Here is a 17,852-nt window from a genome sequence, read left to right as displayed (position 1 = left end):
CCATGAACGACGCCGCCTCGACCAACCCGGACCTGCCGCTCACGGCCGCCCAGCACGGCGTGTGGGTCGCCCAGCGCCTCGCCCCCGACAGCCCGCAGTACACCTGCGGCATCTACTACGACGTCCCCGCACAGGTGGACCGCGCCCTGCTCGCCCACGCCGTTGAGCGGGCCGTGGCGGAGACCGAGGCCCTGCGGGTCCGCTTCCACGACGACGGAGAGACGATCCGTCAGACTGTCGACCCGTCCGTCACCGGCGAACTGGCGTACGTCGACCTCAGTGGTGAGGCCGATCCGGCCGGGGCCGCCCGGGACTGGATCGACGCCGACCAGGCCCGGCCCGTCCCGGTCACGGACGACCGGCTGTTCCGGCACACCCTGCTGCGGCTCGGACCCGACCGGCACTGGTTCCACTTCCGCTACCACCACATCCTCCTCGACGGCTACGGACAGGTCCTGCACTGCCGCCGTCTGCTGGAGGTCTACACGGCACTGGCCGCGGGCGAGCAGCCGCCCGAGAGCGGCTTCGGCCCCCTCGGCGATGTCCTGGCCGAGGAGCGCGCCTACCTCGGCTCCGCCCGCCGCAAGCGCGACAGCGCCTACTGGCAGCGGGAGTTCGCCGACCTGCCCCGGTCCACCGAACTCGGCTCCGGCGCCACCGGACTGGCGCCCAGCCTGCCCGCCACGACCGGCCGCCTGCCCGAGGAGACCGCGCTCAGGGTGCGCGGCCTCGGCGGGGCCCGCTGGTCCCTGCCGGTGATCGCCGCCATGGCGGCCCACACCCACCGTGTCACCGGCGCCCACGACGTCCTCGTGCGCGTCTTCATGGCAGCCCGGCTCAGCCCGCACGCCCTGGCGACACCCGCCATGCTCGTCAACGACATCCCGCTGCGGATACCTGTCGACGGCTCCACCACCTTCGCCGAACTGCTGGACCGCGTCGCCGCCCGCCTGGCCGAGGCGAGCCGCCACCAGCGCTACCCGCACGACGAACTGCGCCGCGACCTCTCCGCCTCGGCCCGTCCGGGGACCCTGAGCGGGCCGTCCGTCAACGTCCTCTCCTTCGCCGCCGCCCGCCTGCCGTTCGGCACCACCGAGGCCGAGGCGCACCAGCTCGCCTCCGGCCCGGTGCGCGACCTCGCCGTGCACGCCTACGGCGACCCCGAGGCGGGCGACGGCATCGAGCTGACCGTCAACGCCCACCCGGGACGCTTCACCCCCGAGACGGCCGCCGCCCACCGCGACCGCTACGTGCGCCTGCTCACCGCGGTCACCGAGCGGCCGGACCTGCCCATCGGCGCCGTCGATCTGCTGGACGACGCGGAACGCGCACGTTTTGACGCCCGCAACGACACCGGCCACGCGAGCGACGCGCGCTCCCTGGTGGAGCTGTTCGAGGCTCAGGACCCGGCTGCCGAGGCAGTCGTCTTCGAGGGCGAGCGGCTGACGTACGGCGAACTGGGCGCCCGCGTCAACCGGCTCGCGCACGCCCTGCGCGGGCGGGGCGTGGGACCCGAGTCGCGGGTGGCGGTGGTGCTGCCGCGCTCGCTCGACCTGATTGTCGCGCTGTGGGCGGTGCTGAAGTCCGGTGCGGCGTACGTGCCCGTCGAGACCGGCTACCCGGCCGACCGGATCGCGTACGTCCTCGCCGACTCGCGCGTGTCGTTCGTGATCGACGAGGACACCGTGCGCACCCTCGGCGACGACGAGCCAGCCACCGACCCCGGCGTTGTCCCGCGGGGGGACAACGCCGCGTACGTCATCCACACCTCGGGCACCACCGGCCGCCCCAAGGGTGTCGTCGTCACCCACGCCGGCATCACCAACATGCTCGACTGGATGCAGGACGAGTACCGGCTCACCCCGGCGGACCGGGTCGTGCACAAGACGCCGGTCGGGTTCGACGTGTCGGTGTGGGAGGTGTTCTGGACCCTCACCCGTGGCGCGACCCTCGTCGTCGCCCGTCCCGACGGCCACCGCGACCCGGCCTACCTGGCCCGGCTGGTCCGCGACGAGCAGGTCACCGTCATCCACTTCGTGCCCGCGATGCTCGGCCCCTTCCTCGACGAGTACGCCTCCCTGCCCACGGACGCGCTGCGCATGGTCAGCTGCGGCGGTGAGGCGCTGCCCGCCGGGCTCGCCGACCGCTTCCACCGTGAGTGCGGCGGCCGGCTGCACAACTCCTACGGGCCCACCGAGTTCTCGGTGACCGCCACCTCTCATGCCTGTGTGCCCGGCGAGGCCGTCACGATCGGCACGCCCACCCACAACTCCCGTGCTTATGTGCTCGATCCGGCCCTGCGACCGGTACCGGACGGCGTCACCGGCGAGCTGTACCTGGCGGGCGTCCAGCTCGCCCGCGGCTACTTCGACCGGCCCGGCCCGACCGCCGAGCGCTTCGTCGCCGACCCCCACGGGCCGGCCGGCACCCGCATGTACCGCACCGGGGACCTGGTGCGCCGACGGGCGGACGGCGACCTGGAGTTCGCCGGACGCGCCGACGACCAGATCAAGATCAACGGGCAGCGCGTCGAACCCGCCGAGGTCGAGGCCGTCCTCGCGTCGGTGCCCGGCGTCGAACAGGCCGTGGTCCTCGTCCACGACTCCGAGACGGGCGCCCGGCAACTCGTCGGCTATGTGACCGGTACCCCCGAGGCCGACCCCAGGGCCCACCTCGCGGCCCTGTTGCCCGCCCACATGGTCCCGGTGACCGTGCTCCTCCTGCCGTCGATCCCGGTGACCCCCAACGGCAAGACCGACCGCGCCGCCCTGCCCGCCCCGGCCCGGCGGGTGAGCGGCCGTGCCCCCGAGACCACCGGCGAGCACCTCCTGCACGGCATCGCCGCCGTACTCCTCTCCCGTCCCGAACTGGGCGTGGACGACGACCTGTTCGCCCTCGGCGCGGACAGCATCCACGCCATCCAGCTCGTCAGCCGCGCCCGCCGCCAGGGCCTGCGGCTCACTCCCCAGGACGTCTTCGACCACCCGACGGTCGCCCGGCTCGCCCTGGTGGCCACGACGGAACCGGCGGCCCCGCCCGTCAAGGACGACCCGGTCGGTGAACTCCCCGAGACCCCCATGTCCCGGCGCCTCGCCGAACGAGGCGGCCCCACCGCCGGCTACGCCCAGTCGCTCCTCCTCGCCGCCGGGCCGGAACTGTCGTACGACAGGCTGTCCGCCGCCCTGCAAAGGGTGCTCGACCGCCACGACGCCCTGCGCCTGCGCGCCCGGCACATCCGGCCCGTGGGCGCCGTACGGGCCGAGGACTGCCTGATCCGCGCCCTGGACGAGGACGTGGCCGGGCACAAGGAGACCGCCCGCCGCGCGCTGTCGCCGGACGACGGGGTGATGGTACGGGCGGTGTGGTTCGAGTCCGGCCGGCTGCTGCTCGTGCTCCACCACCTGGTCGTCGACGGCGTGTCCTGGCGCATCCTGCTGAGCGACCTCACCGAGGCGCTCGCGGGCGCCGAGCTGTCCCCGCCCGCGACCTCGCTGCGCCGCTGGGCCGGACACCTCAGTGCCCCCATGGACGAACTCCCGCTGTGGACCGACCTGTTGTCCACCCCGGAACCCCTCCTCGGTACCCGCCCGCTCGACCCGGCGAGGGACTGCCACCGCACGGCCCGCTCGGTCACCGTCACGGTCCCGGCCGACCTCACCACCACCCTGCTGGCCACCCTGCCCGCCGCCTACCGGGCGACCCCGGACGACATCCTGCTCGCCGCGCTGTCGGCGGCCGTACAGCGCCACCGGGGTGAGGGACCGGTCCTGGTCGACCTGGAGGGACACGGCCGCGATCACCTGCCCGACGGCATGGACCTGGCCACCACCGTCGGCTGGTTCACCCGCATCCATCCGGTGCGACTGGGTCCCGGCACCGGGACCGGCGCCGACCTGATCAAGCGCACGAAGGACGAACTGCGCGCGATCCCGTACGGCGGTCGCGGTCACGACCTGCTGCGCGAGGGGCTCACCGGACTGCCGACGCCCCAGATCGCCTTCAACTACCTGGGCCGCCTGGACGCCACCGACCTCGGCGGCTGGCAGCTCGCAGACGGCGCGACGGCCGTGGAACTCCTCGCCGACGACGCCCTGGCGCTCACCCACACCCTTCAGATCGACGCCCACGTCCGCGACGGTGAGCTGACCGCCGAGTGGACGTATCCCGCCGGTGTCCTCACCGAGACCGACGTACGCGCCCTCGCCGAGGCGTGGACAGGAGCCCTGGCCGAACTCGCCGCGCACACGCGGGGCGGACTCACCGTCTCCGACGTACCTCTCGTCCGGATCACCCAGGAGGAACTGGACAGGTTCCGGGGCGCCACCGACGTCCTGCCGCTCTCCCCGCTCCAGGAGGGCCTGCTCTTCCTCGCGTTGTACGAGCCCGACGATCCCTACGTCGGCCAGCTCGTCCTCGACATCGACGGCGGCTACGACCCCGACCGGATGAAGGCCGCCGCGGCGGCACTGCTGCACCGGCACCCGAATCTGCGCGCCGGCTTCCGCACCCGCCCGACGGGCGCGGCCGTCCAGGTCGTGCCGGCCGACGTGAAGGTGGCGTGGAAGGAGGAGCGGGAGGGGACCGGCCTGGAGGAGTTCCTCGCCCGGGACCGGGCACGCGGCTTCAGCGTCGTGAGGCCGCCGCTGATCCGGTTCACCGCGCTCGGCGACCGCCTCGTCATCACCCACCACCACCTCCTGGTGGACGGCTGGTCGCTGCCGCTGCTGGTACGCGAGCTGTTCACGCTGTACGGCGGCGGCGAACTGCCCCCGGCCCCCGCCTACCGCGACTACCTGGCCTGGCTCGCCGAGCAGGACCTGGACGCCTCGGCCGAGGCGGTGGGGGAGCGGCTCGACGGCCTGGCCGCACCCACCCTGATCGCCCCCGCCGGGCACACCCCCGAGGGATACGGCTCCCACGAGGTCGTCCTGCCCGAGGCGCTGACCGACGCGCTGACCTCTGTGGCCCGCGCGCACGGGCTCACCCTCAACACCGTCTTCCAGGGCCTGTGGGCGTTGCTGCTGGGCGGGCTGACCGGACGGGACGACGTCGTGTTCGGCGCGACCCTCTCCGGCCGACCGCCCGAGCTGCCCGGCGCGGAGTCGACGATCGGGCCGTTCATCAACACGCTCCCGGCCCGGGTCCGGATCGAGCGGAACGAGCCGCTGGCGGAGCTGCTGGCCCGGGTGCAGAGGGAACAGCAGGCGCTGCGGCCGCACCAGCACGCCTCCCTGGCGACGGTCACCCGCTCGTCCGGCTTCGAGTCGCTGTTCGACACCATCATCTTCTTCGAGAACTACCCGACGACCGACGGCATCGAGGCCGGCGGACTGCGCCTGGCCCACGCCGACCTCGCCGAGCGGACCCACTACACCGTCAGCCTGTACGTCTTTCCCGGCGAGCGGCTGCGGCTGCTGTGGGGCTACCGCAGCAGCGTCCTCGGCCCGGAGGCCATCACACGGCTCTCGGACCGCCTGACCGAACTGCTCGGCGAGGCGGTGGCCGGACTCGACGTACCGGCGGGGGAGTTGACGGCCGTGTCCGAGGAGGACCGGCTGCTGGTCATGGGCGAGCGCGCCACCGACCTGTCCGACGGCCGGGAGAACACCGGGCCGGGCCGGGGCGGGGTTCCGCGCACGCCGCAGGAGGAGATCCTGTGCGGCATCGTCGCCGAGGTCCTCGGCGTCGAGGAGGTCGGTGTCGACGACGAGTTCTTCGCGCTCGGCGGCACGTCGATCCTGATGATCCGGCTGGTCCACCGTGTGCGCGACGAGTTCGGTGTCGACCTGTCCCTGCGGGACGTGTTCGCCGCCCCGACCGTCGCCGGGGTCGCCGGGCGGCTCTCCGACATCGGCCCGCAGGCCAAGCGCATCACGGCGGACGAACGGCCGGCCCGCGTCCCGCTGTCGTTCGCGCAGGAGCGCATGTGGTTCCTGCAGCGGCTCCAGCGCGGTTCGGGCTCCTACAACGTCCCCATCCGGATCCGGCTGACCGGTCGCCTGGACGCGGACGCGCTCGGCGCCGCGTTCGCCGACCTCGTCGCCCGTCACGAGGCGCTGCGCACGCTCTACCGGGAGGACGACGAGGGCCCGCACCAGGTCGTGCTGCCCCCGGACACGCCCTTCGTCATGGAGGTCGTACGGGACGCCGGCCCCAACCCCGACCTGGCCGTCTCCGCCGGCCGGCCCTTCGACCTGGCCCACGACCTGCCGATGAGGGCGACGCTCTACCCGACCGGCCCGGACACCCACGTACTGCTCTTCGTGGTGCACCACATCGCCACCGACGGCGCCTCGCTGCGTCCGCTGACCGAGGACCTGTCCGCCGCCTACCGCGCCCGGCTCGGCGGCGGCGCGCCCGACTTCGCCGAACTGCCCGTCCAGTACGCGGACTTCGCTGTGTGGCAGCGCGACACCCTGGCCGGGGACCTGCCCCGGCAGATCGACTACTGGAAGCGGAACCTGGACGGACTGCCGCCCGAGGTCACCTTCCCCGGAGACCGGCCGCGCCCCGCGGTGGCCACACACCGTGGCGACCACGTGGAGTTCGCGGTCGCACCGGAGCTCTATCAGCGGGTCCTCGACCTGGCGGGACGCACCCGCTCCACCCCGTACATGATCCTTCAGGCGGCCGTGGCGACGCTGCTGTCCCGGCTCGGCGCGGGCGAGGACATCCCGCTCGGCGGCATCATCGCCGACCGGCCCGACTCCGTGCTCGACGACGTCGTCGGCGTGTTCATCAACACCCTCGTCTACCGCTTCGACACCTCCGGCGACCCCCGCTTCGAGGATCTGCTGGACCGCGTCCGCGAAACCGGACTGGCCGCATACGCGCACCAAGGGGTGCCGTTCGAACGCCTGGTGGAGGAGCTGAACCCGGAGCGGTCCCGGTCCCGGGCCGCCTTCTTCCAGGTGATGCTGGCCTGGCTGGACCTCACCGACGCCCGCATCGACCTGCCCGGCGTGCACGCCGAACCCGGCCCGGTGACCAGCGGTACGTCCAAGTTCGACGTGCACTTCGACTGCCATGTCGAGGGCGACGGGCTGCTGTGCCGCCTGGAGTACACGACCGACCTGTACGACCGGCGCACGGCCGAGAGCTTCGCGGCCCGCTTCGTCCGCGTCCTGGAGACCGTCACCGCCGACCCGGCGCTGCGGTTGTCCCAGGTCGACGTGCTCGACGCGGACGAACGCGCCCTGGTGCTGGAGCGCTGGAACGACACCGTCGTACGGTTCGACGACCAGCCGTCGGTGGTGGAGCTGTTCGAGAGGCACGCGGCCCGGCACCCGGACGCCGAAGCCGTCCGCTTCGAGGGCGAGCGGGTCACGTACGGCGAGTTCAACACCCGGGTGAACCGGCTCGCCCACGCGCTGCGCGAGCGGGGTGTCGGGCCCGAGTCACGGGTCGCCGTGATGCTGCCGCGCTCGGTCGATCTGATGGTGGCCCTGTGGGCGGTGCTCAAGGCGGGTGCCGCGTACGTGCCCATCGACACCGGCTACCCGGCCGACCGGATCGCGTACATCCTCGCCGACTCCGCCGCCCGGCTGCTGATCTCCGACCGGGACATCGACGGCTTCGAGCGGATCGCACCCCACGCCGAAGGGCCCGCGCGGAACCCGGGGGTGACGGCCCACGGCGCCAACGCCGCTTACGTCATCTACACCTCGGGCTCCACCGGCCGGCCCAAGGGCACGGTCAACACGTACGCGGGCATGGCGAACCGCCTGTACTGGATGCAGCGCGACCATCGGCTCGCCGCCGGGGAACGGGTGCTGCAGTCCACTCCGGTCAGCTTCGACGTGTCGGTGTGGGAGGTCTTCTGGACCCTCATGTACGGCGGCACCCTCGTCGTGGCCCGCCCCGACGCCCACCGCGACCCGCTCCAGCTGGAGCGGCTGATGCGGGAGGACTCCGTCGCCGTCGTCCACCTCAGCGCGTCCATGCTCGGCGCCTATCTCGCCGAGACCCGGCTGCCGGGCTCCGTGCGTCTGGTCGTCTCCGGCGACGAGGCCCTGCCCGCCGAGCTGGTCCGCCGGTTCCACGAGGACTCCCGCGCGGTGCTCCTCAACGCCTACGGCCCCACCGAGGCCGCCGTCGACGTCACCGCCTGGGCCGCGCCGCCCGACACCGGGACCGTGCTGATCGGCGGTCCCGTCGCCAACACCCGCGCCTACGTGCTCGACGCGACGCTGGCTCCGGTCGCCCCCGGGGCACCCGGCGAGCTGTACATCGAGGGCGTTCAGCTGGCCCGCGGCTACCTGGACCGGCCCGCCCTGACCGCCGAGCGGTTCGTCGCGAGCCCGTACGGGCCGCCCGGGGCGGTGATGTACCGCACCGGGGACGTGGCGCGCTGGACGGCGGGCGGCGAGCTGGAGTATCTCGGCCGCGCCGACAACCAGGTCAAACTGCGCGGCCTCCGCGTAGAACTCGGCGAGGTCGAGGACGCGCTGGCCGACCACCCGGCCGTCGCGCAGGCCGCCGCGGCCGTGCACGGGCAGCGGCTCGTCGGGTACGTCGTGCCCGCCTCCGCGGGGGTCCCGGTCGACGCCGAGGCACTGCGCGACCGGCTCACGGCACGGCTGCCGGAGTACATGGTCCCGGCCCGGATCATCGAGCTGGACGCCATGCCGCTCACCCCGAACGGCAAGCTCGACCGCAGGGCACTGCCCGTCCCGGAGCAGACCCACGCCTCCGGGCGCGGGCCGCGCACCCCGCAGGAGGAGATCCTGTGCGGGCTGTTCGCCGAGGTGCTCCGGGTGGGCGCGGTCTCGATCGACGACGACTTCTTCGCGCTCGGCGGCCACTCGCTGCTGGTGACCCGGCTGGCCGGCCGCATCCGGGCCGCGCTGGACGTCGATCTCGAACTGTCCGTGCTGTTCGAGGCGACGACCGTGGCGAAGCTCGCGGCCCGGCTCGGCGACGGCGGACCACGTCGCGGCGGCGTCACCGCACCGCCGCGCGAGGGACGCCTGCCGCTGTCGTACGCCCAGGAACGGCTGTGGTTCCTGCACCGCTTCGAGGGCCCGTCCGCGACGTACAACCTGCCCGTCGCGCTGCGGCTGACCGGCGAGCTCGATGTGGCCGCGCTCACGACCGCCCTGGACGACCTGGCGCTGCGGCACGAGGCACTGCGTACGGTCTTCGCCGAGGACGGGGAGGGTGCCCACCAGGTGGTCCTGCCGTCGGTGCCGCCGCTGACAGTTGTCCGCGCCGACGAGGACGTCCTCGACGAGCGCGTCGCCGACGCAGTCCGGACCCCCTTCGATCTCTCCGTCCAACCCCCGCTGCGCGCCACCCTGTTCGACCTCGGCGCGGGCGAGCACGTGCTGCTCCTCGTCCTGCACCACATCGCCGGTGACGGCGCCTCCATGGCTCCGCTCGCCCGCGACCTCGCCACCGCGTACGCGGCCCGGACCCGGCAAGAGCAGCCCGCCTGGGCTCAACTGCCGATCCAGTACGCCGACTTCGCCGCCTGGCAGCGGCGCGCGCTCGGCGAGGCCGACGACCCGGACAGTGTCCTGTCCCGCCAGCTCGACCACTGGCGCACGACGCTCGCCGGACTGCCCGAGCAGATGGAGCTGCCCTTCGACCGGCCCCGGCCCGCCGTGCCCACCCACCGCGGCGACACCGTGCCCTTCACGGTCGCGCCCGAGGTCCACGAAGCCCTGGTCCGGCTCGCCCGCGACCACCACACGACCGTCTTCATGGTCGTACACGCCGCTGTGGCCACCCTGCTGCACCGGCTCGGCGCGGGCGACGACATTGTGATCGGCTCGCCGGTCGCCGGCCGCACGGACGACACCCTGACACCTCTGGTCGGCTTCTTCGCCAACAACCTCGTGCTGCGCACCGACCTGACCGGCGACCCCGGCTTCACCGAGGTGCTGCGCCGGGTGCGGGCCGCCGACCTGGCCGCCTACGCGAACCAGGACGTGCCGTTCGAGCAGGTCGTGGAGGTGGTCAACCCGGCGCGTTCCACCGCCCGGCACCCGCTGTTCCAGACCGGCCTCAACTTCAACAACGCCGACCAGCAGGCGGCCCTCGACCTCGCCGTCGACCTGCCCGGCCTCACGGCGCGCGTGCGGCCGGTCGCCTCGCCCGCCGCCAAGTTCGACCTGTCGTTCTTCCTCACCGAGCGGCCCGAGGGCGGGGTGCACGGGCTCCTGGAGTTCGCCACCGACCTGTTCGACCGCGACTCCGCCGCCCGCATCGCCGAGCGCTTCACCCGACTGCTCACCGCCGTCACCGCCGAACCCGGCCGCCCGGTGGGGGAGTTCGACGTCGTGGACGCCGACGAGCGGCGGCTGCTGCTCACCGAGTGGAACACCACCGGCCACGAGGTGCCGTCCCAGACCCTCACCGAACTGGTCGAGGCCCAGACCGCCCGCACCCCGGACGAGCCCGCCGTCGTCTTCGGCGACACCGAGCTGTCGTACGCCGAACTCGACGCCCGTGCCAACCGGTTGGCACGGCACCTGATCGGCCTGGGAGCCGGTCCGGAACGCTACGTCGCCGTCCTGATGCCGGTGTCCGAGGGCATCCCGGTGACGCTGCTCGCCGCGCTGAAGACCGGCGCCGGCTACCTGCCGCTCGACCCGTCCCACCCGGTCGACCGGCTCGCCTTCATGCTGCGGGACATCGCGCCGGTCGCCGTGGTCACCACGGCCGAACTCGCCGATACCGTCGGCTCGTTGACGGACGTGCCGGTCGTGCTGACCGACGATCCCGCGATCGCGGAGCAGCCTTCCGAGCCGCTCACCTCCGTGGTCCGGCGGCCCGAACACGCCGCGTTCGTCATCTTCACCTCGGGCTCCACCGGGCGGCCCAAGGCGGTCGTCGTCGAACACCGGTCGCTGGTCGCCTATCTGGCCTGGGCGACCCACGCGTACGAGAGCCTGCGGCGACGCGTCCTGGTGCACTCGCCGGTCTCCTTCGACCTCACCGCGACCGGCATGTTCGGCCCGCTGATCTCCGGCGGCACCGTCGAACTCGTCCGCTGGACCGCGAGCGGCCCCGATCCGGACGCCCGTGTCACCCGGCCCGACTTCGTCAAGGCCACCCCCAGTCATCTGCACCTGCTGGGCGTGGTGCCCGAGGAGTACTCGCCGGGCGGACAACTCGTCCTCGGCGGCGAGTCCCTCCTGGGCGACGTGCTGGACGCCTGGCGCGACCGGCATCCCGGGGTGACCGTCCTCAACGAGTACGGCCCGACCGAGACGACCATCGGCTGCAGCCTGTTCCGTATCGAACCCGGCGACCCGGTTCCGCCCGGCGTCATCACCATAGGCACCCCTGCCTGGAACACGCGGATGTACGTGCTGGACGCGCTGCTGCGACCGGCACCCGTCGGCACCGCCGGCGAACTGTACGTCGCGGGCGACCTGGTCACCCGCGGCTACCACGGCCGCCCCGGCCTGACCGCCGGGCGCTTCGTCGCGAGCCCGTTCGGCCCGCCCGGGTCCCGGATGTACCGCACGGGCGACCTGGCCCGCTGGACGGCCGCCGGACGCCTGGAGTTCGTCAGCCGCGTCGACGACCAGGTGAAGATCCGCGGCTTCCGCATCGAACTCGGCGAGGTGGAGGCCGTCCTGACGGCCCGGCCGGGCATCGACGCCGCGGCCGTGGTCGTCCGCGAGGACACCCCGGGCGACAAGCGCCTCGTCGCCTACGTCGTGCCGGAGCAGGGGCACCCGGCGGACCTGGCCGCCCTGCGCGGCGCCGCCGCGCGGGCCCTGCCCGACTACATGGTCCCGGCCGCGTTCGTCGTGCTGCGGACCCTGCCCCTGACCGCCAACGGCAAGATCGCTCGCAAGGCGCTGCCCGCTCCCGACCTCACCGCCGAGAGCTCGGGCAGGCCTCCCGCCCCGGGCACGGAGCGGGAGATGGCGGGCCTCTTCGCCGCCGTCCTAGGGGTGCCCGAGATCGGCGCCGACGACGACTTCTTCCGCCTCGGCGGCCACTCCCTGCTCGTCGCCCGGCTGGTCAACCGGATCCGCGTCGGCCTCGGTGTGGAGCTGTCCGTCCGGGAGGTCTTCGAGCACCCGACCGTCGCCGGCCTCGCCGAACTGCTGTCGGACCGGCCGGCACAAACCTCCCGCCTCCCGCTCGTCCGGCGCGAACGGCCCGAGCGGATGCCCCTGTCGGCGGCACAACGGCGGATGTGGTTCCTCGACCGGCTCGACGGCCCCTCGCAGACCTACACCATCCCCGTCGTGCTGCGGATGACCGGCGCCCTCGACCGGGACGCTCTGCGGGCCGCCTTCGGCGATCTGGTGCGGCGCCACGAAGTGCTGCGCACGGTGATCGCCGAGGGACCCCAGGGCCCGCACCAGGTCGTCGTCGACACGGAGCCGCACTTCACGGTCCGCTCGTCCGACCCGGCCGACTTCGCCGTGAGGCTGGCGGAGGCCGCCCGGACGCCGTTCGTCCTCGACCACCAACCGCCCATCCGCGCCGCGCTGTTCACCGACGGCGAGCGCGAACACGCCCTGCTGCTGCTCCTGCACCACATCGCGGCCGACGGCGCGTCCATGCGGCCCCTCGCCGAGGACCTCTCCACGGCCTACGCCGCCCACCTCGCCGGCCGCGCCCCCGACTGGGCTCCACTGCCCGTCCAGTACGCCGACTACGCGCTGTGGGAGCGGGAACTGCCCGCCGACCGGCTCGACTTCTGGACGAGGGAGCTGGCCGGGAGCCCTGACCAGATCGAACTGCCGACCGACCGGCCCCGGCCCGCCGTCGCGTCCCAGCGCGGGGGCACGGTGCCCTTCACGGTCCCGGCCGCACTGCGCCGCCGTATCGACGTGCTCGGCCGTGACCGGGGCGCCAGCGCCTTCATGGTGCTGCACGCCACGCTCGTCACCCTGCTGACCCGGCTGGGCGCCGGCGGCGACATCGTGATCGGGACGCCCGTGGAGGGCCGCCCGGACACCGCGCTCGAACACCTCGTCGGACTGTTCGCGAACACCCTGGTACTGCGCGCCGACACCTCCGGTGACCCCACGTTCGAGGAACTCCTCGACCGGGTGCGGGCGGCGGACGTGGCGGCGTACGACCACACCGACGTGCCGTTCGAGCACCTGGTCGAGGTCCTCAACCCGGCACGCTCCCGAGACCGGCACCCCCTGTTCCAGGTCATGCTGACGGTCAACCAGGAGGCGATCGCGCCCACCCTGCCCGGACTTGAGGTGACCGTCGGGGACCTGCACGGCGACCTCGCCAAGTTCGACCTGTCGCTGACGCTCACCGAGAGCGGCGAAGGGGGCTGGTCCGGATCGGTCGAGTACGCCTCGGACCTGTTCGACCGCGCCACCGCCGAGAGCGTCGCCGCCCGCTACCTGCGCCTGCTGGAGGAGGTGACCGCCGACCCGGCGCGTCCCCTGCACGCCTTGCCCCTGCTCACCCGCGCAGAACGCGAGGACGTGCTCGTGCGGCGCAACGACACCGGCCGGCCGCGGCCAGAGGCGTCGCTGCCGGAGATGTTCGAGGCACAGGCGACGCGCACCCCGCACGCCGTGGCCGTCGTCTCGGACCGTACGGAGCTGACGTACGAGGAGCTGAACCGCCGCGCCGACGGGCTCGCCCGGCACCTGACCGGCCTGGGGGCCGGACCGGAGACCGTCGTCGCGGTGGTGCTGCCGCGCCGCCCGGAGGTGGTCGTGGCGCTGCTCGCGGTCCTGAAGACCGGGGCGGCCTATCTGCCGGTCGACCCGGCCAACCCGCAGGCACGGATCGACGCGCTGGTCGCCGACGCGGGCGCCGCGATCGTGCTCACCGAGGACACGCTCAGCGCGGTTGAGGACACCCCCGCGGACGGTGCCCCGGGCGTCCGGGTCCACCCCCGCCAGGCCGCCTACCTGATCCACACCTCCGGATCGACCGGCCGCCCGAAGGGAGTCGTCGTCGATCACGGGTCACTCGCCGCCTATCTGAACGAGGCCGCGGCGATGTACCCGGCCGCGTCCGGCGAGTCCCTGGTGCACACCTCCCTCGCCTTCGACATGCCGGTGACCACCCTGTTCACTCCGCTGGTCACCGGCGGCCGGGTGCGGTTCGCGGAACTGGACGCGGACACGCCGACCCCCGGCCTGCTCAAGGTCACCCCGAGCCACCTGCGGCTGCTGGAGTCGCTGCCCGACCGCGTCAGCGACGCCCGGAACCTGGTCATCGGCGGCGAGGCGCTCGACGGCACCGCCCTGCAGGCGTGGCGCGAGCGGCACCCCGAGGCCGTGGTGATCAACGAGTACGGTCCCACGGAGGCGACCGTCGGCTGTGTCGTCCACCGGCTCGAACCGCACGACGTCCTGGTTGCGGGGCCGGTGCCCATCGGCCGCCCCATCGGGGGCGCTCGTGTGTACGTGCTCGACGACCGCCTCCAGCCCGTCCCGGACGGCGTGTGGGGCGAGCTGTACCTGGCCGGAGCGGGACTCGCCCGTGGCTACGCCGGGCGGCCCGGCCAGAGCGCCGAGCGGTTCGTCGCCGACCCGTACGGCCCGCCCGGCACCCGGATGTACCGGGTGGGCGACCGGGCCCGCTGGAACCGCGCCGGGGTGCTGGAGTACGCCGGACGCGTCGACGACCAGGTCAAGGTCCGGGGTCACCGGATCGAGCCCGGCGAGATCGAGACCGCGCTGACCGCGCTCGACGGGGTCGCCCGAGCTGCCGTGACCGTCCGCGAGGACCGTCCCGGCGACCAGCGGCTGGTGGCCTACGTCGTCGCCGAAACCCCGCTGGTGGCCGATGAGTTGAAGACCCGGCTCGCCGACGTCCTGCCCGCCCACCTCGTACCGTCCGCGTTCGTCGAGGTCGACGCGATCCCGCTGAACGCCAACGGCAAGCTCGACCGCAGGGCGCTGCCCGCCCCGCCGGACACCTCGGCCGGTACCGGCCGGGCGCCGCGGACCGAGCAGGAGGCCCTGCTGTGCGGGCTGTTCGCCGAGGTGCTGGGGGTGCCCGAGGTCTCCGCCGACGACGATTTCTTCGCGCTGGGCGGTCACTCCCTGCTCGCCGTCCGTCTGGCCGGCCGGATCGGTGAGACGCTGGCGGCCCGCTTCAGCCTGTCGGCGCTTCTCGAAGCACCGACCCCGGAGGGACTGGCCCGCCACCTCGTGCGGAGCGGCCCGTACGCTCCGTCGTGGGTGCCGGACTCGGAAGCCGAGCTGAGTCCCACCCTGCGCTTCACGTCCGGCGAGTCCCCCGCCGGCCCGCCCGACGTGCCGCGGGCCGACCCGCACACCGGTGGTCCTCAGGAGATCCTGCTGACCGGGGCCACGGGGTTCGTCGGAGCCTTCCTCCTGGCCGAACTGCTGCACCGCACATCGGCACGGGTGCACTGCCTCGTCCGTGCGCGGACCGACGCCGAGGCGGGCGAGCGGCTGACCGGGGCCCTGCGCCGCTACGGCATCGACCTCGGTCCGACGCCGGACGATCCGCGGCTGCGTGTCGTCCGGGGGGACCTGGCGGCAGTGGACCTCGGCCTCGAACCCGCGGACTGGGCAGGGCTGCGCGAGCGGGTCGACACGATCGTCCACAGCGGCGCACACGTCCATCACCTCTCGCCGTACACGCGGCTGAAACCGGCCAACGTGGAGGGCACCCGGACGCTGCTGCGCCTGGCCGCCGAAGGCAGGCCGAAAGCGTTTCACCACCTCTCCACCCTCGGTGTGTTCGGGCTCGGCCAGGACTCCCGGCGGGTCACGGAGGATTCACCGATCGACGGTGAGAAACACCCGTTCGGCAACGGGTACGCGGCGAGCAAATGGGTCGCGGACCGGCTCGTGGAGCGTGCCCTCGAACGGGGGGCGGCCGGTTCCATCCTCCGGCTCGGCCGCGTCTGGGCGCACACCTCGACCGGCGCGGTCAGTCCGGACGACATGTTCTCCCGACTGCTCACCAGTTGTGCCGCGCTCGGCTGCCATCCCGTGGGGGCGGAACTGGAGGAAGCGCTGCTCCCCGTCGACGTCCTGGCCCGCGCCGTCGTGGAACTGATCCTGACCCCGAGGGGAACCGCCCGTGTGCACCACCTCCACCACCCGCGCAGGGTCGGAGTCGACGTCTTCATGAGCGGCTACGACCGGATGCGCGGGACGGTCTCCGAAGCGGTCCCGCTCACCGTGTGGCTGCAGCGCCTGCGGCGCGCGAGCGAACGGGGACAGGACCTGCCGATCCTGCCCTACCAGGCCTATCTCGAAGAGCACGCGAGGAACGCGGAGCACGCGAGGAACGCGCCGGACCCACAGCGGCCGACCCTGGAGTTCGGGAACGACAGGACGCTTCAGCTCCTGCGGGATCTGGCGGTCGCGATCCCGGACATCGACGAGGCCGCGATCTCCCGCTACTGGGACTTCGTCGAACGGTGAGGCGAGCCGCGCGGACCGGCTCCGGCGGCCCGGCTTCCCCCGAGCGCCCATCCGGCCACCCTCACCGACCGCCTTCCACATCGACCTGACGACCTGCCACACCGCCCGGACCACCGGCCCGAGCCGTGGCCGAAATCCCCCCACCGGGAGGCTGAGCGCCTCCCGGCTCCCGAAAGGAACACCGACCGTCATGACGAACCCCTTCGAGGACATCGACGGCACCTACCGGGTCCTGGCCAACGACGAGGGCCAGCACTCGCTGTGGCCCGACTTCACCGCCGTGCCCGCCGGCTGGACCACCGTCTTCGGCCCGGACAACCGCACCGCCTGCCTGGAGTACGTCGAGCGCGAATGGACCGACCTGCGCCCCACGAGCCTCGTCCGGGCCATGGGCAAGTGACGAAAACGCATCGGACGAAAGGGAACACTGACGTGAGCAGCCGCGTCGAGATGACGCAGGCACCGTACGCCCCGGTGAGCGCCGACGGCACGGTGCGGTACGACGCCCCCACCCTGGCCCGGCTCGGTCATGTGGCCGCGGAGCTGCTTGACCAGGCGAGCGACCGGGTCGACGACCCGGCATGGGTGGCCCTCGCCCGGCACGCCTGGGAGGACGTCCCCGCCGGCATACGGCGCACCGTCCGGGAGTTCCGCAGGCATTCCGGCCCCGACGGTGCCCTCGTCCTCAGAAGGCTCCCCATCGGTGCGGCGCACCTGCCACCCACCCCCATGGTGAAGGGCTCGGTCCAGCACCACCCGTCCCTGCCCGCGGCGATACTGCTGCTGTTCGCGGCCGGGCTCGGCGACCCGGCCGCGTTCGCGGCGGAGAAGTCCGGCGCCCTCGTCCAGGACGTGGTGCCGGTGCCGGGCCAGGAGCAGGTCCAGGGCAACGTCGGATCGGTCGAACTCACCTTCCACACCGAGAACGCCTTCCACCCCCACCGGCCCGACCACGTGATGCTGCTGTGCCTGCGCCCCGACCACGGATGCGTCGCCGAGCTGCGCACCAGCTGCGCCCGACGCGTCCTGCCGCTGCTGACACCCGGCACGCGGGAGGCACTCGGCAGGCCCGAGTACGTCACCGAGGCGCCGCCGTCCTTCGGCCCGGTCGGCGAAGGCACCACGCACACCGTGCTCACCGGCGACCCGGACGACCCCGACTGGTGCTTCGACGAGGCTGCCACCAAGGCGGTGACCCCCGAGGGCCGAGCCGCCCTCGCCGAACTGGCCGAGGTGGCACACCGCACGTACACCGGGGTGCTGCTGCGCCCCGGTGACCTGGCGGTCGTCGACAACCGGATCACCCTGCACGGCCGTTCGGCGTTCACTCCGCGCTACGACGGCCGCGACCGCTGGCTCCAGCGGACCTTCGCCTTCAGCGACCTGCGCCGTTCCCGCGACCACCGTCCCGATGACGGAATGGTGCTGGCCAAGTGAACCCCTCAAGTGATGTCGGCCCGCCACGCGTCACGAGATCCGTTGACATGAAAGGTA

The 17,852-nt window shown here is 73.2% G+C and carries 3 protein-coding genes; all 3 read left to right on the top strand.

Going from position 1 to position 17,852, the window contains the following annotated elements; genetic code table 11:
- Positions 1-2 precede the first annotated feature (2 nt).
- On the top strand, positions 3-16,358 hold the full coding sequence (locus PV734_RS19575) for a non-ribosomal peptide synthetase (protein ID WP_319290578.1): 16,356 nt from the start codon (positions 3-5) through the stop codon (positions 16,356-16,358).
- Positions 16,359-16,548: 190 nt separating this feature from the next.
- On the top strand, positions 16,549-16,758 hold the full coding sequence (locus tag PV734_RS19570; RefSeq protein ID WP_319097478.1) for an MbtH family protein: 210 nt from the start codon (positions 16,549-16,551) through the stop codon (positions 16,756-16,758).
- 50 nt (positions 16,759-16,808) lie between these two features.
- Positions 16,809-17,795 (top strand): TauD/TfdA family dioxygenase, encoded by a 987-nt coding sequence (locus PV734_RS19565; protein ID WP_319290873.1) that lies wholly within the window; start codon positions 16,809-16,811, stop codon positions 17,793-17,795.
- Positions 17,796-17,852: the final 57 nt, after the last annotated feature.

Source organism: Streptomyces sp. AK08-02 (assembly GCF_033795085.1).
GTDB classification, from domain to species: domain Bacteria; phylum Actinomycetota; class Actinomycetes; order Streptomycetales; family Streptomycetaceae; genus Streptomyces; species Streptomyces echiniscabiei.
Note: the sequence above shows the minus strand (reverse complement) of the source record. Positions and strands in the feature narration are given on the sequence as shown.

Coding starts and splice junctions, on each gene's coding strand:
- PV734_RS19575 (WP_319290578.1), top strand. CDS start 3: ATGAACGACGCCGCCTCGACCAACCCGGACCTGCCGCTCACGGCCGCC.
- PV734_RS19570 (WP_319097478.1), top strand. CDS start 16,549: ATGACGAACCCCTTCGAGGACATCGACGGCACCTACCGGGTCCTGGCC.
- PV734_RS19565 (WP_319290873.1), top strand. CDS start 16,809: ATGACGCAGGCACCGTACGCCCCGGTGAGCGCCGACGGCACGGTGCGG.